Source organism: Microbacterium sp. C23T, from assembly GCF_053345975.1.
In genome coordinates, this window is record NZ_JBKFBD010000005.1 from 99,385 (window position 1) to 123,657 (window position 24,273).

Annotated in this window: 23 protein-coding genes and 1 riboswitch; of the genes, 4 read left to right on the top strand and 19 right to left on the bottom strand. The window is 71.2% G+C overall.

The features are described 5' to 3' along the window. Window positions 1-7: 7 nt before the first annotated feature. Window positions 8-682, top strand: a complete 675-nt coding sequence (locus ACLBXX_RS04335; protein WP_447656981.1) for a hypothetical protein — start codon at window positions 8-10, stop codon at window positions 680-682. Window positions 683-693: 11 nt separating this feature from the next. Here the strand turns inward: ACLBXX_RS04335 and ACLBXX_RS04340 are convergent, their stop codons facing one another. The 5 genes from ACLBXX_RS04340 to ACLBXX_RS04360 form a co-directional block, all read right to left on the bottom strand. Then, window positions 694-2,085: an FAD-binding oxidoreductase gene (locus ACLBXX_RS04340; RefSeq protein ID WP_447656982.1), complete on the bottom strand. Its 1,392-nt coding sequence runs from the start codon at window positions 2,083-2,085 to the stop codon at window positions 694-696. Next, entirely contained in the window at window positions 2,082-2,474 is a 393-nt protein-coding gene (locus ACLBXX_RS04345; protein WP_310289065.1) for a YrdB family protein, read from the bottom strand. The genes ACLBXX_RS04340 and ACLBXX_RS04345 overlap by 4 nt, the downstream gene beginning before the upstream one ends. Before the next feature lie 96 nt (window positions 2,475-2,570). Next, window positions 2,571-4,406, bottom strand: coding sequence for an RNA polymerase sigma factor (locus ACLBXX_RS04350; RefSeq protein ID WP_447656983.1), 1,836 nt, complete (start codon window positions 4,404-4,406; stop codon window positions 2,571-2,573). A 313-nt stretch (window positions 4,407-4,719) separates the two neighbouring features. Next, on the bottom strand, window positions 4,720-5,856 hold the full coding sequence (gene nagA, locus ACLBXX_RS04355; protein ID WP_447656984.1) for an N-acetylglucosamine-6-phosphate deacetylase: 1,137 nt from the start codon (window positions 5,854-5,856) through the stop codon (window positions 4,720-4,722). A gap of 27 nt (window positions 5,857-5,883) precedes the next feature. Beyond that, window positions 5,884-7,413 (bottom strand): beta-N-acetylhexosaminidase, encoded by a 1,530-nt coding sequence (locus ACLBXX_RS04360; RefSeq protein WP_447657043.1) that lies wholly within the window; start codon window positions 7,411-7,413, stop codon window positions 5,884-5,886. Window positions 7,414-7,564: 151 nt separating this feature from the next. Further along, a riboswitch (ZMP/ZTP riboswitch) is annotated at window positions 7,565-7,649 on the top strand. A 52-nt stretch (window positions 7,650-7,701) separates the two neighbouring features. On the opposite strand from ACLBXX_RS04360, the gene glyA reads away from it, so the two are divergent. Then, window positions 7,702-8,976 carry a serine hydroxymethyltransferase gene (gene glyA / locus ACLBXX_RS04365; protein WP_447656985.1) on the top strand — a complete coding sequence of 425 codons (1,275 nt, stop codon included), beginning with the start codon at window positions 7,702-7,704 and terminating at the stop codon, window positions 8,974-8,976. Between the two features lie 134 nt (window positions 8,977-9,110). After that, a complete protein-coding gene (locus tag ACLBXX_RS04370) occupies window positions 9,111-9,992 on the top strand; it encodes a bifunctional methylenetetrahydrofolate dehydrogenase/methenyltetrahydrofolate cyclohydrolase (RefSeq protein ID WP_447656986.1) in 882 nt (293 codons plus the stop codon). A 2-nt stretch (window positions 9,993-9,994) separates the two neighbouring features. On the opposite strand, the gene ACLBXX_RS04375 is transcribed toward ACLBXX_RS04370, so the two are convergent. The 14 genes from ACLBXX_RS04375 to ACLBXX_RS04440 all read right to left on the bottom strand — a co-directional run bounded on the left by ACLBXX_RS04375 (window position 9,995) and on the right by ACLBXX_RS04440 (window position 22,677). Then, complete coding sequence (locus tag ACLBXX_RS04375) at window positions 9,995-10,642, bottom strand: NAD(P)H-dependent oxidoreductase (protein WP_447656987.1); 648 nt, start codon at window positions 10,640-10,642, stop codon at window positions 9,995-9,997. Next, window positions 10,639-11,121: a MarR family winged helix-turn-helix transcriptional regulator gene (locus ACLBXX_RS04380; RefSeq protein WP_447656988.1), complete on the bottom strand. Its 483-nt coding sequence runs from the start codon at window positions 11,119-11,121 to the stop codon at window positions 10,639-10,641. Before ACLBXX_RS04380 ends, ACLBXX_RS04375 begins: the two co-directional genes overlap by 4 nt. A gap of 155 nt (window positions 11,122-11,276) precedes the next feature. After that, entirely contained in the window at window positions 11,277-12,011 is a 735-nt protein-coding gene (locus tag ACLBXX_RS04385) for an amino acid ABC transporter ATP-binding protein (protein ID WP_447656989.1), read from the bottom strand. Further along, complete coding sequence (locus ACLBXX_RS04390; protein WP_387143682.1) at window positions 12,008-12,853, bottom strand: amino acid ABC transporter permease; 846 nt, start codon at window positions 12,851-12,853, stop codon at window positions 12,008-12,010. Before ACLBXX_RS04390 ends, ACLBXX_RS04385 begins: the two co-directional genes overlap by 4 nt. Before the next feature lie 22 nt (window positions 12,854-12,875). Continuing rightward, on the bottom strand, window positions 12,876-13,730 hold the full coding sequence (locus ACLBXX_RS04395; protein WP_447656990.1) for an ABC transporter substrate-binding protein: 855 nt from the start codon (window positions 13,728-13,730) through the stop codon (window positions 12,876-12,878). Window positions 13,731-13,914: 184 nt separating this feature from the next. Next, window positions 13,915-14,970 (bottom strand): RNA polymerase sigma factor, encoded by a 1,056-nt coding sequence (locus ACLBXX_RS04400; RefSeq protein WP_447656991.1) that lies wholly within the window; start codon window positions 14,968-14,970, stop codon window positions 13,915-13,917. Beyond that, a complete protein-coding gene (locus ACLBXX_RS04405) occupies window positions 14,970-15,350 on the bottom strand; it encodes a YciI family protein (protein WP_447656992.1) in 381 nt (126 codons plus the stop codon). The genes ACLBXX_RS04400 and ACLBXX_RS04405 overlap by 1 nt, the downstream gene beginning before the upstream one ends. Before the next feature lie 77 nt (window positions 15,351-15,427). Continuing rightward, window positions 15,428-15,991, bottom strand: a complete 564-nt coding sequence (locus ACLBXX_RS04410; RefSeq protein ID WP_447656993.1) for a hypothetical protein — start codon at window positions 15,989-15,991, stop codon at window positions 15,428-15,430. Window positions 15,992-16,114: 123 nt separating this feature from the next. Continuing rightward, window positions 16,115-16,918, bottom strand: a complete 804-nt coding sequence (locus tag ACLBXX_RS04415) for an HpcH/HpaI aldolase family protein (RefSeq protein ID WP_447656994.1) — start codon at window positions 16,916-16,918, stop codon at window positions 16,115-16,117. Continuing rightward, window positions 16,903-17,688, bottom strand: coding sequence for a 2-keto-4-pentenoate hydratase (locus ACLBXX_RS04420; RefSeq protein WP_447656995.1), 786 nt, complete (start codon window positions 17,686-17,688; stop codon window positions 16,903-16,905). The genes ACLBXX_RS04415 and ACLBXX_RS04420 overlap by 16 nt, the downstream gene beginning before the upstream one ends. 9 nt (window positions 17,689-17,697) lie before the next feature. Continuing rightward, complete coding sequence (gene hpaD, locus ACLBXX_RS04425; RefSeq protein WP_447656996.1) at window positions 17,698-18,858, bottom strand: 3,4-dihydroxyphenylacetate 2,3-dioxygenase; 1,161 nt, start codon at window positions 18,856-18,858, stop codon at window positions 17,698-17,700. A 44-nt stretch (window positions 18,859-18,902) separates the two neighbouring features. Further along, window positions 18,903-20,435: a 5-carboxymethyl-2-hydroxymuconate semialdehyde dehydrogenase gene (gene hpaE, locus ACLBXX_RS04430; RefSeq protein WP_447656997.1), complete on the bottom strand. Its 1,533-nt coding sequence runs from the start codon at window positions 20,433-20,435 to the stop codon at window positions 18,903-18,905. 56 nt (window positions 20,436-20,491) lie between these two features. Beyond that, window positions 20,492-21,181 (bottom strand): GntR family transcriptional regulator, encoded by a 690-nt coding sequence (locus ACLBXX_RS04435; RefSeq protein WP_045300865.1) that lies wholly within the window; start codon window positions 21,179-21,181, stop codon window positions 20,492-20,494. Continuing rightward, the gene (locus ACLBXX_RS04440; RefSeq protein ID WP_447656998.1) at window positions 21,178-22,677 is read right to left on the bottom strand and encodes a fumarylacetoacetate hydrolase family protein; all 1,500 of its coding nucleotides are present in this window, start codon (window positions 22,675-22,677) and stop codon (window positions 21,178-21,180) included. The genes ACLBXX_RS04435 and ACLBXX_RS04440 overlap by 4 nt, the downstream gene beginning before the upstream one ends. Window positions 22,678-22,804: 127 nt before the next feature. On the opposite strand from ACLBXX_RS04440, the gene ACLBXX_RS04445 reads away from it, so the two are divergent. Further along, entirely contained in the window at window positions 22,805-24,190 is a 1,386-nt protein-coding gene (locus ACLBXX_RS04445; RefSeq protein WP_447656999.1) for an MFS transporter, read from the top strand. Window positions 24,191-24,273: the final 83 nt, after the last annotated feature.

Sequence of the window (24,273 nt, forward strand, 5' to 3'; positions counted from 1 at the left end):
TGAGGGCATGATCGATGACGCCGACGTCGTGACGCCCGCTGCGACGCCCGCCGTGCGCGACGCGCGGCGGGCATGGATCCTCGGGGGCTCTCTGCTGATCGCCTCGGCGACGCTGGGGCTGATCGCCCAGGGCAGCTGGACGTTCGCGTTCCCCGCGGTCGGCGTGGCGATCGACCTCGTGTGGAGCGCCGCGCTGCTCGTCTTCGCCCTCGGCATCCGTGGATCGGGAAGCGTAGTCGGACGACAGTCGCTCGGCATCGCCGCGCTCGTGGTCGCGGCGGCGGCTCCGCTGGCATCGAGGCTGGTGTGGTGGATGCTCCCGCTCCAGACCTGGGACGCCACGACGGCGACATCGGTCGGCACCTTGGTCATGGTGCTGTCGCCTGTCGCGTTGATCGTGGCTACGGTGGTCATCGGCCGCGCGGGTGCGGTGCCCGATCGACTGCGGTGGGTGCCGCTCATCGTCGTCGCGGTGGCGGTGGGCGCGCAGGTGCTCGCCCAGGTCTTCGTCGTCGCGGCCGGCGGCAGCCTGGTGCAGCCCGACCTCGTGGCCGTGGTCTTCGGGTCTGCCGCGATCGGAACGCTCGGGGTCCTGCTGCTCGGCATCCTCGCGATCGTGTTCGCGCCGCGAGAGTCGCCCCGCCCCGCGGCGCCGACGCAGGTCTACCCGCCCGCCTCGTAGCCCGCGGCGGCTCAGCGCACGAAGACCTTGCCGGGGTTGAGGATGCCCTGGGGGTCGAAGACGCGGGTGATCTGACGCTGCAGCTCCCACTGGTCTTCGCCGAGCTCGTCGGCGAGCCAGCGGCGCTTGAGCACGCCCACGCCGTGTTCGCCGGTCAGCGTGCCGCCGAGGCGCAGGGCCGCGCGGAAGAGGTCGTCGGCGGCGGCCCAGATGTGGTCCGGGGCCTCGACGACGCCGAACTCGTCGGGCTCGGCCTCGAAGATGAAGTTGGGATGCAGATTGCCGTCGCCGGCGTGGGCGACCGTCGGGATCACGACGCCGTGCTCGCGCTCGACGCGGGCGATCTCGTCGAACATCACGGGCAGGGCGCTGCGCGGCACCGAGACGTCCTCGATGAGGGCGGTGCCGAGCGACTCCATGGCGGGGTGCATCGACCGGCGGATCGCCAGAAGCCGCTCTCCCTCTTCGGGGTCGTGCGAGACGACGGACGTGCCGCCGGCGCGACGCAGCACGTCGGCGATGGCGTCGGCCTCGGCGATCGCGGCCGGGCCGTCGGTCTGGATGGTGAGCTGCGCCGCGCCCGGAGTCGGTGCCTCGAGCGCCAGGAGCGCGTGCACGGCGGCGAGGGACGCGGCATCCATCAGCTCCATGATCGCGGGCTGCGCACCGGAGGCGGTGACGGCGGAGGATGCCTCGGCCGCCGCCCGCACGTCGGGGAACGTCGCGGCGATCGTGCAGACCTCGCCGGGCACCAGTCGGCGCAGCTTCAGGGTCGCGCCGACGACGACGCCGAGAGTGCCCTCCGACCCGATGACCAGCGACGTCAGGTCGAGGCCGGTGACGCCCTTGACCGTGCGGTGGCCGAGGTGGAGGAGCCGGCCGTCCGCGAGGACGAGGTCGACGCCGAGCACCGCGTCGCGCACGACGCCGTACTTCGCGCACAGGAGTCCGCCCGCGCCGGTGGCGATGTTGCCGCCGACCGTCGAGATCGCCCGGCTCGCGGGATCGGGCGCCCACCAGAGGCCGTGCGGGGCGAGCGCGGCGTTGAGGTCGGCGTTGAGGATGCCCGGCTCGACGACCGCGAGGAGGTCGTCGGGGCGCACCTCGAGGATGCGGTCCATGCCGCGCACCGACAGCGAGATCTCCCCGTCTCCGGCATTGGCACCGCCGGCGAGGCCGGTGCCGGCGCCGCGGGTGACCACGGGCGTGCCGGTGCGTCCGGCGATGCGGAGCGTCTGCTGGACGTCGTCGACGCTGCGGGCGTGCACGACGGCGAGGGGGAGACCGGATGCAGCGTGCCCCGACTTGTCGGCGCGCGCGGCGGCGAGCGAGGCCGGGGAGGTGTCGACGCGATCGCCGAGTGCCGCGCGCAGCTGGTCGAGCGCGTCGGCGCCCGGGATCACGACAGGTGCCGCCGGCCGGCGATGAGGCCGGCAGTCACGGCGACCACGCCGAACGCGAGGCCGATCCACGCGTTGCCCATCGACCACCAGGCGGCGGTCGCGGACACGTAGACGAGGAGTTCGACGACGGCGCGGACGAAGGGGTGCACCGCGAACACGGCACGAGGCGACACGAAGAAGGCCCAGAGGAGGATCGCGATCGCGGGAGCCCCGACGCCGGCGACGATGTTCCACGGGAACGGCCACATCGTGAAGCCCCACAGCGCGAGGGTGCCGAATGCGAAGATCTCGCACACGAACGCGACCACGTCGATCGCCGAAAGGGGCGCGCGCGTTCCGGGTGCCGGTTCGGCAGGGCGCGCGGGAGTGACGTTCGGCGTGTCGGACATGGCTTCCAGTCTACGGCGGCGTGCCGCGCGCGTCCGCCGGGCTCCGGTGCTCAGGCCCGCCGCTGAGCGCCTTCTGACGACGCGGGACGCGGCGGGTCAGTTGCCGCCGTCGGCAGGCACCGTTTCGACGGGCAGGGCGTCGGCCACCTCGGGAGCGTCCGCGGGCGCCTCGGTGACGGTCGAGGCCGCCATCCGGTCGACGACGCCGCGCCCGAGGCCGTTGGGAAGGCTCACGTTGCGCTTGGCCGTGCCGCTGCCGGCGCCCGTGTTGCCGCCGTTGCCGTTGCCGGTGCCGTTGGTCGGGGTGCCGTTCCCGGTCGAGCCGCCGTTCCCGGTGGTGCCGCCGTTGCCGCTGCCCGTGCCGTTCGTCGGCGTGCCGTTGCCCGAGTTGCCGGTGTTTCCGTTGCCGTTCCCGTTGTTGCCCGACTCGCCGGCGCTGTTCCCGTTGTTGCCGGTGTTCCCGTTGCCGTTGTTGCCGGTGTTCCCGTTGCCGTTGTTGCTCGTCGGGTTGCCGTTGTTGCTGGTCGGGTTGCCGTTGTTCCCCTGCGCGGCTTCGTCGCCCTTCGCGGTGCCGTTGCCGGTCTGGCCCGTGGCTTTGCCGCCACCCGACGACGTGGCGCCGCCGCTCTGTGCGTCACCGTCGCCGGCAGTGGCGTCGGACACGACGGGCACGTCGGCCGGCCCGGGACCCGGCTCGGCCGGAAGCTGGAGCGCGGTGTCGCCGGTCTCCTCCGGCAGGAGGGCCGGGGCGTTCACGTTCTCTGCCGCGACCTCGTTCGCGGGTGTGGGCGTCGGCACCGGTTCCGGGCCGGCGGCGGCCGGCAGCATCACGGCCGCGGCGACCACGCCGCTGACGACCACGAGTCCGGCGGCGGCGAGTCCGGAGGCCGCACCGATGCCGGCGACCGCCGACGTGCCGAAGACCGCTCCCGTCGAAGCGACGGCGGTCGCCGCCCCTGCTGCGCCGACCGCCCCCGCCGATCCCACGCCGGCCGACGTCGCCGCCGCACCGGCACCCGCACTCGCGGTCGCACCCGCACCGACGACTCCGCCCGGGGCGATGGTCACCGTGCTGTGCACGACGCTCGACGGCATCGAAGCCAGCGCCACCAGCGAGGTGCCGCCGCCCTGGACTGTCGCGAGATACCCGGCGGTGCCGACCGCGCCGAGCGCGATGGGCAGGAGCACGAGCGCCAGCCGGCTCGAGACCTCCTTGGCCTCGCTCGCGACGATCGAGCAGCGCACGCAGCGGCCGAGATGCTGCTCGAGCTTCGCGTGGTCGCGGCGGCCGAGGTTGAGGCGCGAATACGCCCCGAGACGTTCGATGGTCCACTGGCAGTCCGAGCCGTCGGCCACGGACCGCAGGTGCGCCTGGATCCAGGCCTCGCGAAGGCCTTCCCGCGCACGGAACGTCAGCTGGGCGACCGCCGTCGGCTTCATGCCCAAGAGCGGCGCGATCTCGGCGGGCTTCATGCGCTCGATCTCGGAGTACCAGAGCACCTCCTGCCACCGCGTCGGCAGGCTGCGGAAAGCCTGATGTGTGAGGCCCCGGTCGAGCGCGGCCTCGCTCTCGTGCTCGGCGCCCGAGGGGTCCTCGACGCCGTCGAGTTCCTCGTACGCGGTCTCGCGGCGCGCGCGCCCCCACGCCGCAGCGGTGTTGCGGATGCTGGTGAAGAGGTACGCGCGGAACGATCCGGTCGGCCCGCCGCCGTGGACGATTGAGTGGTAGATGCGGGTGTACGCCTCCTGCACGAGGTCGTCGGCATCGAGGCTCGAGGTCATGTTGCGCGCGACGGTGACGCCTGCGCGATAGTGCCGCCGCCAGAGCTCCGCGAACGCGTCGGTGTCGCCCGATCTCGTCCGCAGGACGAGGTCCGCGTCGGCGTCGACGACGACCTCCGTCTCGCGCTCCTGCACTTCCTCGTGGTCCATGGATCCCCCAGTTCCGCGACGCACATCGACGACGTCGATCCCGGGTGCGGACCGCGGCTCGTTCCATTGTCGTCGCCGCCCCCGGTTTTGACCAGGGCTGCGACTCGAACCCCGCAGCATCCGTCCGAGCGAATTTCCAGAACTCGCGTAATAGATCGGGGGTCTCGCCGTCTCTTTCGTCAGAGTGGCCGGCCGCCCTTGTGTGGGGCACGACGGCGGCCGCCCCGGCGGGACTCCCGCGGACAAGGCGGGGCTCGGAGGTATCTCGGGGGAGGGACCTTCGGCCCCGCCTTTCACGTGCGCGCGAGCGCGCTCAGGCCCCGTGCCCCGCGACCCAGACGCGGCGCACCGCGAGCGCGCCGTCGAGCAGCACGGCGTCGGCGGGCGCGCCGATGTCGAGCGTGCCGAGGTCGCCGCGGTGGATCGCGTGCGCAGGCTGCCGGCTCAGGGCGTGCGAGGCGACCTCCAGGGGCACGCCCGCGGCCACGACGTGGCGCAGTGCGGCGTCCTGCGTGAGCGTCGAGCCGGCGATCGCGCCGCCCTCTTCGAGCCTCGCGACGCCGTCGGTCACGCGCACCGCAAGGCCGCCCAGCTCGTACCGGCCGTCCTGCGAGCCCGCCGCGGCCATCGCGTCGGTGATGAGCGCGATGCGGTTGCCGGCCACGGCGAAGAGGGTCGCGATGAGCTCCAGGTCGACGTGGACGCCGTCGGCGATGATCTCGAGCGTGACGCGCTCGTCGCGAAGGCCCGCGACGACCGGACCCGGGGCCCGGTGATGGATGCCGGGCATCGCGTTGAACGCGTGGGTGAGCAGCGTCGCGCCGGCGTCGAACGCGCGCCGCGTCGTGTCGGCGTCGGCGTTCGTGTGGCCGACCGCCACCGCGACCCCGGCATCGACGAAGCGCCGGATCGCGTCGAAGGCGCCGGCGCGCTCCGGGGCGAGCGTGACCTGTCGGATCGTGCCGCGCCCCGCTTCGAGGAGGCGGTCGACGGATGCCGCGTCCGGCGCCCGCAGCAGCGACTCGGTGTGCGCGCCCTTGTGGCCGGGGTCGAGGAACGGGCCCTCGAGGTGCGAGCCGAGGACGGTGGGATCGGCGTCGCAGAGGTCGGCGACCATCGCCACGCGCTCGACGAGGATGTCGATCGGCGCCGTGATGAGCGAGAGCACCGCGCGAGTGGTGCCGTGGGCGCGATGGATGGCGCGCGCGGTCGCGACGGCATCCGGTCCGTCGTCGAAGCTCGCGCCGGCGCCGCCGTGCCCGTGGATGTCGATGAAGCCGGGGACGAGGCATCCGCCGCCGCCGTCCACGACCTCGTCGGCGACCGGGAGATCGCCGCCGGCGCCGGCCGACGCGACGCGGCCGCCCTCGAACAGCGCCCACCCGTCGGTGCGGTCGCCGTCGACGGAGACGGAGCCCAGCAGGCGGGCGGAGTGGACGAGGGTGCTCATGCGGTGCTCCGGATCACTCGGCGGAGGTCACTCGGTGACCCACGGGATCTCTTCGGACGGGTGGAAGCCGATGCCCATGCTGGTCCACAGCGGGCCGAGGGCGCCGACGCGCTCGCGGAACGACGCCCAGGTGCGCAGGTCGCTCGCTCCGGTCGCGGGCGACCAGGCGGCCTCCGCCGCGGCGGCCGCGCGGGGGAACGCCATCGTGTCGATGTCGGCGGCCGTGCGGATCGTCTCGGTCCACAGCGGCGCCTCGACGCCGAGGATGCCGGAGTCGTCGACCCCGGGGACCACGTCGGACGGCTCCCACGAGTACGCGCGCTCGACGCTCGTCGGGCCGTTCGCCCACGTGAGGCCCAGCTCGGGGCCGGCCGGGTACTTCATGTCGAGGTAGATCGCGTCGGCGGGGGAGAGGATCAGCTGGGCGCCGTTGTCGACGAACGCGGTCGCCTTCTCGGCGGCGCCCTCCTGCGGCGTGAGGAAGCCCCAGTACTGGCCGACCGTGGTGTCGGCGATGCCGGCCGCGGCGCCGGCCTCGTGCCACGCCACGGGCGTCTTGCCGAGGTCGGCGATGATCTCGCTCGCGCGCCCGACGAACTCCGCGAAGTCCTCGTCGGTCGTCGAGAGCGACTCGTCGCCGCCGAAGTGCAGGTACGGGCCGGGCGTCATCGCCGCGAGCTCGCCGAACACGTCGGCCACGAAGTCGTACGTCGCCTCGTCGTGGATCTTCAGTGACGAGAACCCGACGGCCATGCCGTCGTACGGTGCGCCGACACGCGGCTCCTCGCCGCCGTAGTCGCGGATGATCTCGCGCATGTGGTCGCTGATGCTCGGGTCTTCGGCGAGTTCGGGATAGGCGAGCCCGACCGCATGCGTGTGGCCCGGCATGTCGATCTCGGGGACCACGATCATGTGACGGGATGCCGCGTACTCGACGATCCCGCGGTAGTCGTCCTTCGTGTAGAAGCCGCCCGGGTCGCCGCCGACGGAAGTGCCCGACGCCGTCTCGGTGAGCTCCGGCCGCGAGTCGAGCTGGATGCGCCAGCCCTGGTCGTCGGTCAGGTGCAGGTGGAGCGCGTTGAACTTGAGTGACGCCGCGTGGTCGATGTACGCCTCGACCGTCTCGACGGGATGGAAGTGGCGGGCGACATCGAGCATGACACCGCGGTACGCGAAGCGCGGGGCGTCCTCGATGGTGACGGCGGGCACGGTCCATTCGTCGCCGTCGCGGGCGATGAGCTGGCCCAGCGTCTGCACGCCGTAGAAGAGGCCGGCCGCATCGGCGCCGGTGACGGAGACGGATGCCTCGTCCACGGCGATCCGGTAGGACTCGGCCGGGTCCCCGTTCCCTGAGCCCGCCGAAGGGTCGATCCGCAGCTCGATGCCCGCGCCGTCGCCGCTTGCGATGGTCAGTCCCGTGCGGGCCTCGACGATCGCGGACAGGGCGGCGGCAGCATCCGCTTCTCCGTTCACCGCCGTGGCGGAGGTGAGCCGGAAGGGCGCGCCGGAGCCGGCCTCGATCGAGACGGGGGCGGGGACGACGGCGGGAAGCGACACGGTGTCTCCATTCTGTGCGACCGGGGTGCAGCCGGCCAGCAGCGCAGCGGCGAGGGCGGCTGCCACGACGGCCCGTCCTCGTCGACGATTCATGTAAAGAGTCCTAACAAAAGGGATTCGACTCAGCCTAGCGCCTCCTGTTCCGTTATGCTCGGTGTGTCGCGACTGGCGTTGAGGTGGGACACCACCGGGGAGCGACCGACTACGGCATTCGACCGCACGCCTGGGCCGATGTGAATCCCGGCACCCCGTGCCGCGCACCCCGAAAGCCGCAGTCAAGGAGATCGCATGACCGATCAGTTCTTCAACGCCCCTCTCGCCGAGGTCGATCCCGAGATCGCCCAGGTGCTCGACCGCGAGCTCGACCGCCAGCGCGGTTACCTCGAGATGATCGCCTCCGAGAACTTCGTTCCGGTCTCTGTGCTGCAGTCGCAGGGCTCGGTGCTGACCAACAAGTACGCAGAGGGCTACCCGGGTCGCCGCTACTACGGCGGCTGCGAAGAAGTGGACGTCGCCGAGGAGCTCGCGATCCACCGCGCCAAGGCGCTGTTCGGCGCCGAGTTCGCGAACGTCCAGCCCCACTCGGGCGCCACCGCGAACGCCGCCGTGCTGCACGCGATCGCCCGCCCCGGCGACACGCTGCTCGGCCTGTCGCTCGACCAGGGCGGCCACCTCACGCACGGCATGAAGATCAACTTCTCGGGCCGGCTCTACAACATCGTCGCGTACGGCGTCGACCCCGAGACCTCGACCATCGACATGGACGAGGTGCGCCGCCTCGCCATCGAGCACAAGCCCAAGGTCATCATCGCCGGCTGGTCGGCTTACCCGCGCCAGCTCGACTTCGCCGCCTTCCGCGCGATCGCCGACGAGGTCGGCGCGACCCTGTGGGTCGACATGGCGCACTTCGCCGGTCTCGTCGCGGCGGGCCTGCACCCCAACCCGGTGCCGCACGCGCACGTCGTGTCGTCGACGGTGCACAAGACCATCGGCGGCCCCCGCTCGGGCTTCATCCTCACCAACGACGCCGATCTCGCGAAGAAGATCAACACGGCTGTCTTCCCGGGCCAGCAGGGCGGCCCGCTCATGCACGTGATCGCGGCGAAGGCCACGGCGTTCAAGCTCGCGGCCACCCCTGAGTTCAAGGAGCGCCAGGAGCGCGTGCTCCGCGGCGCCCACATCATCGCCGAGCGCCTGTCGCAGCAGGACGTGAAGGATGCCGGCATCGCGGTCCGCTCGGGCGGCACCGATGTGCACCTCGTGCTCGTCGACCTCCGCAACGCCGAGATCGACGGCAAGCAGGCGGAGGACCTCCTCCACGAGATCCACATCACGGTGAACCGCAACGCGGTCCCCAACGACCCGCGCCCCCCGATGGTCACGTCGGGCCTGCGCATCGGCACGCCGGCGCTCGCGACCCGCGGCTTCGGCGACGCCGAGTTCACCGAGGTCGCCGACGTCATCGCGCTCGCGCTGCAGCCCGGCGCCGACGTCGAGGAGCTGCGCCTGCGCGTCGCGGCCCTGACGGCCGCCTTCCCGCTGTACCCCGACTTCCGCCACTGAGTGGAAGTGCCGCCGCGGCGCGGCGGCACCGTCTGGTACCACTGTCGACACGGATGCCGCGGCCCGACGCCGGGCCGCGGCATCCATCCCGCCCGCCCCGGCGTGAGAGCGCACGACCCACGAGGAGACCCAGCATGACCGCACAGAAGCTCGACGGGCGCGCGGCCGCGGCCCAGATCAAGGACGAGCTGCGCGAGCGCGTGGCGGCACTCAAGGATCGTGGCGTCACGCCCGGCATCGCGACGGTGCTCGTCGGCGCCGACCCGGCCTCGCAGCTCTACGTCGGGATGAAGCACCGCGAGTCCGAGGCGATCGGCATGAACTCGATCCAGCGCGAGCTTCCGGCGGATGCCACGCAGGCCGAGGTCGAGGCGCTCATCGACGAGCTGAACGCCGACCCGGAGTGCCACGGCTACATCGTGCAGCTGCCGCTGCCGAAGCACCTCGACACCGACGCGATCCTCGAGCGCATCGACCCCGCGAAGGACGCCGACGGCCTGCACCCGACGAACCTCGGACGCCTGGTGCTCAACGTCAACTCGCCGATCACCACGCCGCTGCCGTGCACGCCGCGCGGTGTCATCGAGCTGCTGCTGCGCAACGACTACGACCTCAAGGGCAAGGACGTGGTCGTCGTCGGCCGCGGCGTGACCATCGGCCGCTCGATCGGCCTGCTGCTCACGCGCCGCGAGATCAACGCGACCGTGACCCTGACGCACACCGGCACCGCCGACCTGTCGCACCACCTCCGCCAGGCCGACGTGATCGTGGCCGCGGCGGGCGTGAAGCACATCGTCCGAGCCGAGGACGTCAAGCCCGGCGCCGCCGTGCTCGACGTCGGCGTCACCCGCGAAGACGACCCCGAGACCGGGAAGTCCCGCGTCTACGGCGATGTCGCCCCGGATGTCGCCGAGGTCGCCGGCTACCTCTCGCCCAACCCCGGTGGGGTCGGTCCGATGACCGTGGCGCTGCTCATGACCAACGTCGTCGAGGCGGCGGAGCGCTCGCTCGCCTGACGTCAGGCCGCGACGAGCTCGGACCGCTCGCGCGGACGCACGGACTCGGCATCCGTCGCCCCGAACGACGCCATCCCGCGGACCCAGCGCTCGCGGTCGGCCTCGGTGCTGTGGCGCACCTGCGCCAGCCGCGTGACACCGCGGACCTTGATGCCGCAGTACTCCAGCGTGGCGTTGCGCAGCGAGCGGATCGGGGCGTTGCGGTAGACCCATGCGTTCCAGAGCGTGGGGGAGTCCATCGTCATCACGATGCGCGCGCTGCGCCCGGTGAGCAGCTTGTCCCACAGCCGCCCGGTCGGACGGTAGCGGTAGGCGAACCCCCGCACGAACACGCGGTCGATCCACGTCTTGAGCGCCCCCGGAAGCGACCCCCACCACTGCGGGAAGAAGAAGACCAGGTGGTCGGCCCAGTCGACGTCGGCGACGTACGCGGCGACCTCGGGGGTGAGCGGCACGTCGGCATCGGTGCGCGGCAGGCGCACGTCGTCGCGGACGGACGGATGCTGCGGCACCGCGTCGTTCGCGAGATCCACGACGCGCACTTCGGCGCCGCCGGCGCGCGCGGCGTCGGCGTACGACTGGGCGAGGGAGTGGTTGAGACTGCCGGCGAAGGGCGTGCCGACGATCACGAGGATGCGGGGAGCGTTCATGCGAGGGTCTCCTGAGGGTGGTGGACGGCACCCGGGCCGGGCGCCGGCTGTTGCTGGATGAAAGCGGTGAGGGCGACGAGCTGGGCGTTCATGCGCGGGGCGTCGATGGGGTCGCCGGCGAGCGAGGGGTGCGTGAGCATCGCGGCGAACTCGCGCTCGAGCACCTCGCCGGCATCGCGCACGAGGGCGGTGCCCTTGTCGGTCAGCGAGAGCAGGATGCTGCGGCCCGCGCCGGGCTGGGATGCCGCGGTGATCCACCCGTCCTCGACGAGCGCGGGCACCCGTTTGCTCACAGCCGCCTTGGTGACGCCGAGGCAGCGGGCGAGCGTCGTCATGTCGACGGGCTCGTGGTCGTAGAGCACGGCCAGGAACTGGAAGTGGCTGAACGTCACACCCCACCCCGCCTGCAGGGCGGAGTCGGCGAACGCATCGAGCTCGGCGATGAGCTCGTGGAGAGTGAAGGTGAGGCGTTCGGACATACAGTGAGTAAACCAGTTGACTCACCCTAAGTCAACAAGTTGACTCACTTCCCTGCGTTCACATCACGTGATCTCGCCGAGACCATGCGCTATGCGCGCACATAACGCATGCGCTCGGTGAGAGCACGCGATATGGACATCGCGGCCTGGCCCACTCAGGCGGTGAAGCGGGCGAGGAACTCTCGGGTGCGGGGTTCGCGAGGAGCCGCCAGCACCTCAGAAGGCGGACCCTGCTCGACGATCGTGCCGGCGTCGAGGAACACCACTCGGTGGGCGACATCCCGGGCGAACGCCATCTCGTGCGTCGCCATGAGGATCGTCGCGCCGTCGGCAGCGAGCTGCCGCACGAGCTCGAGCACCTCACCCACGAGCTCGGGGTCGAGCGCCGACGTGATCTCGTCGAGGAACAGCACCTCCGGGTCGGTCGCGATGGCCCGCACGATCGCGGCACGCTGCTGCTGGCCGCCCGAGAGGCGGTCGGGGTGCTCGCGGGCGAGGTCGGCGAGCCCGATGCGGTCGAGCAGCTCGAGCGCGCGCGTCTCGGCCTCACGTCGCGGAGTGCGGTGCACGACGCGCGAGGCCAGCGTGACGTTGTCGAGCACGGTGAGATGCGGGAACAGGTTGTAGCTCTGGAACACCGCGCCGAAGCGGCCGCGGACGCGGTTCGCGTCGATGCGCGGATCGGAGATGTCCTCGTCGTCGAGGAAGATCTGCCCGTCGTCGATGGGCTCGAGGAGGTTCAGGCACCGCAGGAGCGTGGACTTGCCGGATCCGCTCGCGCCGATGAGCGCGACCACCTCATGGGTCGCCAGCTCGAGGTCGACGCCGCGGAGCACCTCGCGCTCGCCGAAGGACTTGTGGATGCCGGTCGCCCGCAGCAGAGCGGTCACAGGATCGCCCCCGCCTGCTCACGCTCGCGCAGACGCGCGGTGTACCAGTCGGTGAGCCGGATGGTGGGGATCGCGAGCAGGATGAACAGCACGCCGGCCACGACGTACGGCGTGAAGTTGTAGGTGAGCGAGGCGACGGATCTCGCCGCGGCGATGGCATCGACCGCGCCCAGGATGGAGATCAGACCGACGTCCTTCTGCATCGAGATGAAGTCGTTCATGAGGGGCGGCGTGATCTTGCGGAAGGCCTGGGGCAGCACGACGCGGCGCAGCGACTGCACGTAGCCGAGGCCGAGGGCCCGCGCGGCGAGGCGCTGCGAAGGGTGGACGGCCTCGATGCCGGCCCGGATCACCTCGGCGACGTATGCGGAGTACGTGAGCGTCACCGCGATCACGCCGAGCAGCACCACCGGCATGCGCGTGTTCGTGATGGTCGGCAGGCCGAAGCCGATCAAGTACAGCACGATGATGAACGGAAGGCCGCGGAAGAGGTCGGTGTACCCCGCCGCGAGCACGCGCGCCGGAAAGAAGACCGGCCCGCGGAGGGTGCGCAGCACGGCGATCACGAGTGCTACGACCGCGACGGTCACGACCGAGTAGGCGAGCACCTGCAGGTTGATCAGGAAGCCGTCCCACACCTTCGGCAGCGCCTGGATCGCGACGTCGAGATTGAAGAAGGACTGCTGGACCTTGGACCAGCCCTCGGTGTTGATGACCGTCACCCAGACGATCACCGCGAACGCGAGCGACGACGCGATCGCGATGAGCACCGACCGCCGCGAGCGGCGGTGCCGGTAGGCGCGACGGTCGAGCTCGAGCGCGCTGGGCTGGTGCGGGGTCACCGAACGAACGTAGCGGACGCGGTCACTTGAGCTGCGGCACGCCCTCGCTGAGCACCGCGAGCCACTTCTCCTCGAGGGCGTCGAGCGTCCCGTTCTCGCGCAGCGTGTCGACGGCCGCGGTGACGTCCGCGGTCAGCGGGGAGTCCTTCGCCAGCAGCAGGCCCCACTGGTCGGGCACCCCCGCAGCCGGGAGCTCGCCGACGGTGAAGGAGTCGTCGATGTAGAAGTTCACCGCGGTGTAGGCGGTCGGGGTGTCGAGCACGAGGGCATCGATCTGACCGGCCTTGAGCGCGGCGACCGCGTCTTCGTTGGAGCTGTAGAGCTGCGGCGTGGCGGTGGGGGCGATCGCCTCTTCGATCGTCGTCGCGCTCGTGGATCCCGACATGGCGCCGAGCACCAGATCCTTGAGGCCCGCGATGTCGGTCACGCCCTCGGCGGCACCGCCCTTCAGCGCGACCACCGACTGGCTGGCCTCGTAGTAGGGCGACGAGAAGTCCACGGCCTGCTTGCGCTCGTCGGTGATCGTGTACTGCTGGATGTTGAAGTCGAAGCTCTTCGGACCGGGCGCGATCGCCGACTCGAAGCTGGTCCGCACCCATTCGACATCCTCGGCGGCGAAGCCCAGCTCCTCGGCGACGGCGTACGCGACCGCTGCCTCGAACCCTTCACCGGACGCCGGGTCGTCGTCGATCACGTACGGCTCGTACGCCGTCTCGCCGGTCGCGATGGTGAGCTTGCCGGGGGTGAGGTAGCCGGCGTCGGCGGCGGCCGACTCGCTGCTCGCCGGCGCGGAGCCCGAGGCGCAGCCCGTCAGGGCGAGGGCCGCGACGGCGATGCCGGCGGCGGCGATGCGGACGAGACGGATGCTGCGCGACATGGGTGCCTCCAGAAGTCGGGTGTCCGCGCGTGCGTGCTGTCGCTCTGCGGATCCCTCCATCTTGGCGACGGGTTCGGCGCAGCGGTCGGTGCGGGTCGGTTTGTTACACGTCCGATGCCGAGGAGCCGGGGCCCGCAGCATCCGTTCCGCAACTTCCTCGCGCTGCCCGAATCGGCATCCGCCATCATGACGCTGACGCGAGCCGTGCCTCGGCCGCCGCCAGCGCGCGCCGCGCCCCGTCGGTCGGCGCGATCGCGACGAGACCGCGGTAGAGCTTCACGAGCGCCTCGACATCGAGGGAGCCGGTGCGGGCGCGGTCGCAGTGCACGGCCTGGATCGCCGCCTCGAGTTGGAATCGTCCCAGCGGTCGCCCGAGCGACGAGGCGCGGCGCAGCAGAGCAGCGCCCTCCGCGATGAGCGCGCGGTCCCACGCGGCCGGGTCCTGTTCGTCGAGCGGCGGCCACGGCACGTCGGTGCGAGCGGGTGCGCGCGATTGCGCGTAGGTGAGCAGCGCGGCGAGGCCCCACGCCTCCGGCTCGTCGTCGAGGAGGGTCGCGGTGAGCACCGCGAGCCAGCGCGCCTCGTCGGCGAGCGACTCGCGCGGCTCCTCGCCCTGGTCGAGCCAGCCGATGGCGTACGCGCCGTAGATCGCCTCGAGCACGGCCGGCAGCCGGGACGGCATGTCGGCGCGGGTCGGGACGCGGAACGGGATGCCGGCATCCCGGATCCGCCGCTTCGCCCGCACGAGCCGCTGGGCCATCGCGGAGGGCTCGACCGCGAACGCGCGGGCGACCTCGGCCGCGTCGAATCCGAGCACGGTCTGCAGCATCAGCGGCGTGCGGACGGCGGGTTCGATCGCCGGGTGCGCGCACGCGAAGAGCAGTTCGAGTCGGCGGTCGGGGATGGCCTCGGCGCGCTCGAGGGCGGTGAGCGCGTCGACCTCGCGCTCGTCGGCGCGTATCGCGGCGATCCCCTCGTCGAGCGGGACACCCGTGCGGTGCGCCGCTGACGAGAGGGCGTCGCGCAGTCGGTTGCGGGCCACGGTGACCAGCCACCCTTCGGGATTGGCGGGGATGCCGGCATCCGGCCACGTGCGCAGCGCGCGCTCGAACGCGTCGGCGAGGGCGTCCTCGGCGAGCACGACGTCGCGCGTGGAGGCGGCGACCACGGCAAGGATGCGGCCGTACGACTCCCGCGCGGTGCGTGCCGCGACCGCGCGGGAGTCGGAAGCGGACGGCATCAGTTTGCGAACGGGGTCCAGGCGCCGTTCTCGAAGAAGGTCGCGCTCGGACGCACCTCGACGGTGCCCCAGCTGATCGACGGCGCCTTGCCGGCCCAGCCGATCGCGGCGTCGAGGTCGGCGACCTCGACCACGAACGTGCCGCCGAGCTGTTCCTTGGTGTCGGCGAACGGACCGTCCTGCACGCGCAACGTGCCGTCGGGCGCCGTCACCGTCGTCGTGACGGCAGAAGGCTGGAGCACCTCGGCCGACACGAGCACGCCGGCGGCGTCGAGCGCCTTCGCGTACTCGTCGAACTCGCGCATGCCCTCGGCCCAGGCGTCGTCGCCCATGTCGTCAGGGGTCATCTCGGGGTAGTGGAGGAGGAGTGCGTACCGCATGGCGTCGTCCTTTCTTTCAGGGGTATCGACACCCTGATGACGATCGGCGCCCGCCCCGATCGACAGGTCGGGCGGAATCAGCCCTTGCCGAGTTCGTCGAGCATGCGTCGCTGCTCGTCGGTGAGCCCGTCGTTCAGTTCGCGGCGGCCCGCGGATGCCTCGGGGGAAGGGATCGGCGGGGCCGCAGCATCTACTGATCCGGCGTTCGAACCGGTCGCCTTGTCGTAGAGCGTGCCGGCGTGGGTCTCGACCTTGTCGTCGATGGCGCCGTAGATCGCCCAGCCGATCAGGAGGATCACCGGCGGGATGACCCAGCCCCAGAACGCGCCGAAGATGCCGCCGCCGATCGAGACGCCGGTGAAGACGACGGTGACGATCCAGACGAGGAACGCGACGGCGAAGGCGAGCAGGAACTCGACGAGCTTCTCGCCGGCCTTGGTGCGCTGATTCGCGGACTTCGCCGCCATCGAGCGGAACCACTTCTCGACGAGCGGCTTGATCCAGATGACGAGCGCCGTCAGCACGATGCCCGCCCAGAGCGCGGCCCAGCCGACGCGCGCGGGCGTGAGCCAGCCGACGATCAGCAGCACGACGATGTTGAACACCAGCAGCGACGCGAACCGCACGACCCACTTCTTCATGGATTCACTGTGCCACGTCCGGCAGCGGCAGGGGAACGGTCCCCACGCCCCCTCCACCCGCCGCTGGCGCGTCGGGCGGAGCCTCTGGGCGCGTGGGCCCAGCCGCGTCCGCCGCGTGGACGCTCAGTACGAGGCGCGCTCGCCGGAGGCGTCTGTCGGGATGAAGCGTGCGGCGAGGGCCTCGGAGCCGCGGGCGAGGAGGGCGACGTCGGCGCCGACGAGGACGAACGAGGCGCCGGCCTCGAGGTAGGCGTCGGCGGTGGCCGGGTCGAAGGCGTTGACGCCGACGGGCTTGCCGGCCGCGCGGACGGCGTCGAAGGTGCGCCTGACGGCGGAGACGACGTCGGGGTGGGTCTGCTGACCGAGCACGCCCATCGAGGCGGCGAGGTCACTCGGACCCACGAAGACGCCGTCGACGCCGTCGACCGCGGCGATCTCGGCGGCCGCCTCGACACCGGCCGTCGTCTCGATCTGCACGAACAGCGAGACGTGCGCGTCGGCGTCCTGCAAGTACCCGTCGACGCGGTTCCAGCGGGCCGATCGCGCGAGCGCGGAGCCCACGCCCCGCGTACCCCTCGGGGGATAGCGCACGGCGGCGACGGCGGCTTCGGCATCCGTCTTCGACGACACCATCGGCACGAGCAGGTTCTGGGCTCCGAGGTCGAGCACCTGCTTGATCGTCACGACGTCGCCGATCGGCACGCGCACCACGGGGGTGATCGGGGAGGCGGCGACGGCCTGCAGTTGAGCCAGCACCGACTCGAGGCCGTTGGGGGAGTGCTCCATGTCGATGAGCACCCAGTCCAGGCCCGAGCCGGCACAGATCTCGGCGACGAGCGGCGAGCCGGTGCACACCCAGATGCCCGCGAGCGGGTGGTCGGCGTGCGCGAGTGCGTCGCGGAAGGTCGGGCTCAGACGAAGCGGCATTCGATCACTCCCATGGGTCCGTAGTCGCACCTGACGGTATCGCCCCGCGACACCCACATGGGGCGCGTGAAGGAGCCCGCGAGGATGATCTCGCCCGCCTCGAGCCGCGCGCCGTGCTGGTGGAACTTGTTCGCCAGCCACGCGACGCCGGTGGCGGGGTGCCCGAGGACTCCGGCGGCGACGCCGGTCTCCTCGATCTCGCCGTTGCGGCTCAGCACGCCGGGAACCCAGCGAAGGTCGATCTCGTCGGGGCGCTTGTGGACGTCGCCGAGCACCATCGCGCCGTAGGCGGCGTTGTCGCTGATCGTGTCGACGATGGTGCGGCCCTCGAGCTCGATGTGCGAGTTGAGCACCTCGAGCGCGGGCACCGCGTAGTCGATCGCCGCGAGGGCGTCATCGAGGGTGCACTCGGGGCCCTCGAGCGGGGTCTTCAGCACGAACGCCAGCTCGACCTCGATGCGCACGTTCGAGAACTTCTCGACGGGGATCTCGGCGCCGGAGCGGTACACGGTGTCGTCGAACATCACGCCGTAGTCGGGCTCGGTGATGCCCGTCGCCTGCTGCATGGCTTTCGACGTGAGCCCGATCTTGCGGCCCACCAGCGTGCGCCCGGCGGCGATGTTCTGGTCGCGCCACACACCCTGGATGGCGTACGAGTCCTCGACCGTCGCGTCCGGGTACCGCGCCGTGATGCGCGGGATCACACCGTGCGTGCGGTCGGCCTCGGCCAGCTCGGCCGCGATCGCGGCGATGTCGTCGGGGTGCAGCATCCGTTCCCCTTACAGCTGGTGGCCGAGCTTGTACTCGCCCTGCTTGTACTCGGGCATCGAGTCCTCGTCGGGGCGGGTGTACGAGAAGCCGTCGGCGCCGATCGTGACCGCCATCTCGGACGAGTCCGTGCGCGCCACCACGGGCTGCGGGTTGCCGTCGAGGTCGAGCACGAGGGACGCCTCGGTGTACCAGGACGGGACGACGGGGTTGCCCCACCAGTCGCGGCGCTGGTTGTCGTGGACGTCCCAGGTGACGACGGGGTTGTCGGGGTCGCCGGTGTAGTAGTCCTGGGTGTAGATCTCGACACGGTGCCCGTCGGGGTCGCGCAGGTACAGGTAGAACGCGTTCGAGACGCCGTGGCGGCCCGGTCCGCGCTCGATCGCGTCGGAGCGGCGGAGGGCTCCGAGCTTGTCGCAGATCGCGAGGATGTTGTGCTTCTCGTGCGTGGCGAACGCGACGTGGTGCATGCGCGGGCCGTCGCCGCCGGTCATCGCGGTGTCGTGCACCGTGGGCTTGCGGCGCATCCACGCGGCGTAGACGGTGCCCTCCTCGTCCTGGATGTCCTCGGTGACGCGGAAGCCCAGCGACTGCATGAAGTTCACCGCGCGGGGGACGTCGGGGGTGACCTGGTTGAAGTGGTCCAGGCGCACCAGTTCGCCCGGGGTGTGCAGGTCGTAGCGCCACGACAGGCGCTCGACGTGCTCGGTCGCGAAGAAGAACTCGTACGGGAAGCCGAGCGGGTCGGTGACGCGCACCGAGTCGCCGATGCCCTTCGTGAACCCGTCCGGGCGGCGCTCGATGCGGCAGCCGAGCTCCTCGTAGAACGCGACGGCCTTATCGAGGTCCTGCGCCGACCGCACCCGGTACGAGAACGCGGCGACCGCGGCGACCGGGCCCTGGCGCAGCACCAGGTTGTGGTGGATGAACTCCTCCGTCGAGCGGAGGTAGATCGTGCTCTCGTCCTCCTCCGTCACGTACAGGCCGAGCACGTCGACGTAGAACTCGCGCGAGGCGAGCAGGTCGGTGACGACGAGCTCCATGTACGCGCAGCGCAGGATGTCGGGCGCCGGCACGGACGGGGTGGGGATCGGGTTGTCGGAGAGGATCGGCGCCTCCTGGCTCACGTAGAAGCCGGAAGAGGTGCGGGTCATCTGGTCACGGTGGGTCATGTCGCGTCCTTGCGTGGGGTATTCGGAGATGGATGCTGCGGCCCTCAGTGGCCGGCGGCATCCGCCTTTCCGAAGGTGGGGTTGTGGGCGGGGCCGAGCGTGATGTGCACGGCCTGCTGGTCGGTGTAGAAGTCGATGGAGCGGTAGCCGCCCTCGTGTCCGAGGCCCGAGGCCTTGACGCCGCCGAACGGCGTGCGGAGGTCGCGCACGTTGTTCGAGTTCAGCCAGACCATGCCGGCCTCGATGGCCTGCGAGAAGTTGTGGGCGCGCTTGAGGTCGTTGGTCCACACGTAGGCGGCGAGCCCGTACCGCACGCCGTTGGCGAGCTCGAGCGCCTCCTCGTCGGTGTCGAACGGCGTGATCGCGACGACCGGGCCGAAGATCTCCTCCTGGAAGATCCGCGCGTCCGGGGCGACGTCGGCGAACACGGTCGGCCGCACGAAGTTGCCGGTCTCGAATCCCTCGGGGCGGTCGCCGCCGGCGACCAGGCGCGCCTCGGACTTGCCGATCTCGATGTACGAGACGACCTTGTCGTAGTGCTCGGGGTGCACGAGCGCCCCGACCTCGGTCTTCGGGTCGTGCGGGTACCCCACGACGACGCGGTCGGCCTGCGCCGCATAGCGCTTGACGAACTCGTCGTAGATCGGGCGCTCGACGAGGATGCGCGAGCCGGCGGTGCAGCGCTCGCCGTTGAGGGAGAAGACGCCGAAGATGGTGGCGTCGATCGCGGCGTCGAGGTCGGCGTCGGCGAACACGACGGCGGGCGACTTGCCGCCGAGCTCCATCGACAGGCCCTTCAGGAACGGCGCCGCGTTGCCGAAGATGAGCTGCCCGGTGCGGGACTCGCCGGTGAACGAGATCAGCGGCACGTCGGGGTGCTTCACCAGCGCGTCGCCGGCGTCCTCGCCGAGGCCGTTGACGAGGTTGAAGACGCCCTTCGGCAGCCCGGCCTCCTCGAAGATCCCGGCCCACAGTGACGCCGACAGCGGCGTGAACTCGGCGGGCTTGAGCACCACGGTGTTGCCGGTCGCGAGCGCCGGGCCGAGCTTCCACGACTCGAGCATGAACGGGGTGTTCCACGGCGTGATGAGGCCTGCGACGCCGATCGGCTTGCGGTTGACGTAGTTCATCTGCCGGCCCGGCACCTTGTAGGCGTCGTCGGCCTGCGCGACGATCAGGTCCGCGAAGAACCGGAAGTTCTCCGCCGCCCGCCGCGCCTGGCCGAGCGCCTGCGTGATCGGCAGGCCCGAGTCGAACGACTCCAGCTCCGCGAGCCGGGCGTCGCGGGACTCCACGATGTCGGCGATGCGGTGCAGCACGCGCGAACGCTCGCGCGGCAGCATCCGGGGCCACGGTCCCTCGGTGAACGCGCGGCGCGCGGCGGCGACGGCCCGGTCGATGTCGGCCTTCTTGCCGGCCGCGGCCTGCACGTACGTCTCGTTCGTCACCGGGTCGAGCACGTCGAACGTGTCGCCGTCGGCCGAGTCGACGAACTCGCCGTCGATGTAGTGCCGGATGCGGCTCGGCAGGCCCTCGGGCACATGCCGCGTCGCGAGAACGGTCTGGGTGTCGGTCATTGTTGCTCCTTCGTCGGAGGTCGTGGGGACGGATGCCGCGGGCAGCGGCATCCGGTTCAGAACGCGGGAAGGCCCAAGGCCTCGTCGGGGTGCTCGTGGATCATGTAGGCGTCGAGGGTGGCCGAGCGGTGGCGCCGGGCCGCCTTCTCGATCTCACCGAGCGGGGCACCGGTTTCGATGAGGACGAGGATGTTCTCGTGCTCGCGCACCGATTCCTGCGCGCGGCCGGGCACGAAGCTGAAGGTGGAGTCGCGCAGGTGCCCGAGACGTGCCCACTCGGCGTGCACGAGGTCGAGCATCCGCGGGTTCGCGCATTTCTCGAACAGCGCCGCGTGGAACTCCTGGTTGAGCGCAGTGAACGCGCGCGGGTCGAAGTGCTCGAGCGTCTCGATCATGAGCTCGTTGATGCGGCGGGCGTTGCGGATGTCGTCGGCCGTGAGCCGGCGCGCGGCGAGCGCGGTGGCAGTGCCCTCGAGGATCGACAGCGCCTGCATGCTGTAGCGGTACTGCGAGTCGTCGACCATCGACACCCGGGCGCCGACGTTGCGCTCGAACGTCACGAGCCCCTCGGCCTCGAGCTGGCGGATCGCCTCGCGCACCGGCACGACGCTCATGTCGAGCTCGCCGGCGATGCTGCCCAGCACGAGCCGGTAGCCCGGCGTGAACTCCTGGTTGGCGATGCGCTCCTTGATCCAGCGGTACGCCTGCTGCGACTTGCTGAGCGTGTCGGCTTCGGTCGGGCTCATGCGCGGCCTTCCTCTCGGGCGTTCCGGGCGGCGTACTTCGCGCGCCATTCGGCGTTCATCGGGAAGAGCCCGTCGACGGGATGCCCCTCCGCGACGCGGTCGGCGATCCAGGCGTCCTCGTCCTCTTGGGCGAGGGCGGCGTCGACGACCTCCTCGGCGATCCCCGGCGGGATCACGACGACTCCGTCGGCGTCGCCGACGATGATGTCGCCCGGCTGGACGGCAGTGCCACCGCACGCGATCGTCACGTCGGCGTCCCACGGCACGTGCTTGCGACCCAGCACCGCGGGGTGCGCGCCGGACGAGTACACGGGGATGCCGACCGCGGCGACGGCCGCAGCATCCCGAACTCCGCCGTCGGTGACGATGCCGGCGGCACCGCGGGCGTGCGCGCGGATCGCGAGGATGTCGCCGAGAGTGCCCGAGCCGGCCTCGCCGCGCGCCTCGATCACGACGACCTCGCCGTCGCCGACGGCGTCGAACACGCGCTTCTGCGCGTTGTAGCCGCCGCCGTGGGACGCGAACAGGTCCTCGCGGTTCGGCACGAAGCGCAGCGTGCGCGCGACACCGACGACCTTCGCCTCGGGATGCAGCGGACGCACGCCGTCGACGTGCACGTTGTTCAGGCCGCGCTTGCGCAGCTGCGCCGAGAGCCCGGCCACGGGCACGGCCTCGAGCTTCGCGCGCAGTGCGGGGGAGAGCGCCGGGGTCGCGGCCTCCCCCGCGGGGAGCCCGGCCGCCTCGCGGGAGCCCCAGGCTTCCGTCCGCTGCAGATCGTCGACCGCGGGAAGCGAGCCGAGCTCGGCATCGAAGGCCGCCGAACCCTGCGCCACCGTCGTCACGAGTCGTCCCGACGACGGGCCGCCCGGAACGTCGACCTCGACCTCGACGACATCGCCGGGCCGCGCGACCGATGAGCCTGCGGGCGTGCCGGTGAGGATCACGTCGCCGGTCTCGAGCGTGAAGTGCTGCGAGAGGTCTGCGACGAGCTGGGCGAGCGGGAAGATCATGCCGGCGGCGGTGTCGTCCTGGGCGATCTCGCCGTTGAGCCACGTGCGCACACGCAGCGCCTCGGGGTCGATGGTGCGGGCGTCGATGAGCGACGGGCCGACGGGCGTGTAGCCGTCGCGACCCTTGGAGCGCACGTTCGAGCCCTTGTCGTTCGCGCGCAGGTCGTAGAGGCCGAAGTCGTTGGCGGCGGTGACCCACGCGACGTGGTTCCACGCGTCGGCGAGTCCGACGCGGCGCGCCGGGGTGCCGATCACGAGCGCGATCTCGCCCTCGAACGCGAGCAGCTCGGTGCCGTCCGGACGCTCGATGGCGTCGCCCGACGCCGCGACCGAACTCGACGGCTTGAAGAAGTACGACGGATGCTGCGGCCGACGCCCGCGCTGATCCGCACGCGACGCGTAGCTGAGGTGGATGGCGATGATCTTGCCCGGGCGGCCGGGAAGCGCCGCGAAACGGCGGTCTGCGGTCTCCGTGATCTCGTCCATGAGCTCCCTTACTCGAAGCGACCTGTTGCGTCGTATTCGAAATCGTATATGATCGTGCAGCATCCGGCAACCATTCCCCAGCGGTTCGCCGGCGACGATGTCGTCAGCCCCCGACACAGGAGTCACCATGAGCAGCGCATCCGGACCCACAGCAGGGTTCACCCCCACCGGAACCATCGCGTCCACCACGGACCGACGCCGGGTCGTGTTCGCGACCGTCGTCGGCACGACCGTCGAGTGGTACGACTTCTTCATCTACGCGACCGCGGTCGGCCTGGTCTTCGGCCAGCTGTTCTTCGCACCGCTCGGCGCCAACAGCGCGATCGTCGCCTTCGCGACCGTCGGTGTGAGCTTCCTCTTCCGCCCGCTCGGCGCCTTCCTGGCCGGGCACTTCGGCGACAAGTACGGCCGCAAGGTCGTGCTGATGTGGACGCTGATCCTCATGGGTGCCGCGACCGCCCTCATCGGATTCCTGCCGACATACGACGCGATCGGCGTCTGGGCGCCGATCCTGCTCGTGTTCCTGCGCATCATCCAGGGCATCTCCGCCGGCGGCGAGTGGGGCGGCGCGGTCCTGATGGCCGTCGAGCATGCGCCGAAGCAGCGCCGCGGCGCGTTCGGCGCCTCGCCGCAGATCGGCGTGCCGCTGGGTCTCCTGCTCGCCTCGGGCGTCATGGCGCTCATGGCGATGATCGCCCCCGGTGACGCGTTCCTCGTGTGGGGCTGGCGCGTGCCGTTCCTGCTCAGCGTCGTGCTCATCCTCGTCGGCTACTACGTCCGCCGCCGTGTCGAGGAGAGCCCGGTCTTCGCCGAGCTCGCCGAGCGCAAGGAGAAGGCGCGGATGCCGATCATCACGCTCTTCCGCAAGCACCTGCTCCTCGTGTTCATCGCCGCTCTCGTGTTCGCCGGCAACAACGCCGTCGGGTACATGACCACGGGCGGCTACATCCAGGGCTACTCGACCAACCCCGAGGGCCCGCTCGCCCTCGAGCGCGGACCGGTGCTGTGGGCCGTCGCGGGCTCGGCGGTCACGTGGCTGCTGTCGACGTTGGCCGCCGGCTTCATCTCCGACCGCATCGGCCGCCGCACGACGTACATGATCGGCTGGATCCTGCAGCTCGTCGGTGTGTTCCTGCTCTTCCCGCTCGTGAACACCGGGAACATCTGGCTGCTGTTCCTCGGCCTCGCGATCCTCACGATCGGCCTCGGATTCACCTACGGCCCGCAGGCCGCGCTCTACTCCGAGCTGTTCCCGGCATCCATCCGCTTCTCGGGCGTCTCGATCTCGTACGCGATCGGCGCGATCCTCGGCGGCGCGTTCGCCCCGACCATCGCGACGGCCCTCGTGCAGGCGACCGGCTCGACGATGTCGGTCACGTGGTACCTCGCAGGGATGACCGTCATCGGCCTGATCGCGACCCTGCTCCTGCGCGACCGCTCCGGCATCCCGCTCGGCCCGGACCACGAGGCCGAGCAGTCGGTCAGCCCGATCTACGGCCTCTCGAAGGCCTGATCGCCCTTCTGCTCAGCTGTCACGATGTGCCGGCCCGGCCGGCCGCTCGTGACAGGTGAGCAGTGGGGATGGATGCCGCGCAC

What these genes read in the sequence shown, in the direction of transcription:
- ACLBXX_RS04335 (WP_447656981.1), top strand. Translation starts at nt 8, where the DNA reads ATGATCGATGACGCCGACGTCGTGACGCCCGCTGCGACGCCCGCCGTG.
- ACLBXX_RS04345 (WP_310289065.1), bottom strand. Translation starts at nt 2,474, where the DNA reads ATGTCCGACACGCCGAACGTCACTCCCGCGCGCCCTGCCGAACCGGCA.
- ACLBXX_RS04350 (WP_447656983.1), bottom strand. Translation starts at nt 4,406, where the DNA reads ATGGACCACGAGGAAGTGCAGGAGCGCGAGACGGAGGTCGTCGTCGAC.
- nagA (WP_447656984.1), bottom strand. Translation starts at nt 5,856, where the DNA reads ATGAGCACCCTCGTCCACTCCGCCCGCCTGCTGGGCTCCGTCTCCGTC.
- glyA (WP_447656985.1), top strand. Translation starts at nt 7,702, where the DNA reads ATGACCGATCAGTTCTTCAACGCCCCTCTCGCCGAGGTCGATCCCGAG.
- ACLBXX_RS04370 (WP_447656986.1), top strand. Translation starts at nt 9,111, where the DNA reads ATGACCGCACAGAAGCTCGACGGGCGCGCGGCCGCGGCCCAGATCAAG.
- ACLBXX_RS04375 (WP_447656987.1), bottom strand. Translation starts at nt 10,642, where the DNA reads ATGAACGCTCCCCGCATCCTCGTGATCGTCGGCACGCCCTTCGCCGGC.
- ACLBXX_RS04380 (WP_447656988.1), bottom strand. Translation starts at nt 11,121, where the DNA reads ATGTCCGAACGCCTCACCTTCACTCTCCACGAGCTCATCGCCGAGCTC.
- ACLBXX_RS04395 (WP_447656990.1), bottom strand. Translation starts at nt 13,730, where the DNA reads ATGTCGCGCAGCATCCGTCTCGTCCGCATCGCCGCCGCCGGCATCGCC.
- ACLBXX_RS04400 (WP_447656991.1), bottom strand. Translation starts at nt 14,970, where the DNA reads ATGCCGTCCGCTTCCGACTCCCGCGCGGTCGCGGCACGCACCGCGCGG.
- ACLBXX_RS04405 (WP_447656992.1), bottom strand. Translation starts at nt 15,350, where the DNA reads ATGCGGTACGCACTCCTCCTCCACTACCCCGAGATGACCCCTGACGAC.
- ACLBXX_RS04410 (WP_447656993.1), bottom strand. Translation starts at nt 15,991, where the DNA reads ATGAAGAAGTGGGTCGTGCGGTTCGCGTCGCTGCTGGTGTTCAACATC.
- ACLBXX_RS04415 (WP_447656994.1), bottom strand. Translation starts at nt 16,918, where the DNA reads ATGCCGCTTCGTCTGAGCCCGACCTTCCGCGACGCACTCGCGCACGCC.
- ACLBXX_RS04420 (WP_447656995.1), bottom strand. Translation starts at nt 17,688, where the DNA reads ATGCTGCACCCCGACGACATCGCCGCGATCGCGGCCGAGCTGGCCGAG.
- hpaD (WP_447656996.1), bottom strand. Translation starts at nt 18,858, where the DNA reads ATGACCCACCGTGACCAGATGACCCGCACCTCTTCCGGCTTCTACGTG.
- hpaE (WP_447656997.1), bottom strand. Translation starts at nt 20,435, where the DNA reads ATGACCGACACCCAGACCGTTCTCGCGACGCGGCATGTGCCCGAGGGC.
- ACLBXX_RS04435 (WP_045300865.1), bottom strand. Translation starts at nt 21,181, where the DNA reads ATGAGCCCGACCGAAGCCGACACGCTCAGCAAGTCGCAGCAGGCGTAC.
- ACLBXX_RS04440 (WP_447656998.1), bottom strand. Translation starts at nt 22,677, where the DNA reads ATGGACGAGATCACGGAGACCGCAGACCGCCGTTTCGCGGCGCTTCCC.
- ACLBXX_RS04445 (WP_447656999.1), top strand. Translation starts at nt 22,805, where the DNA reads ATGAGCAGCGCATCCGGACCCACAGCAGGGTTCACCCCCACCGGAACC.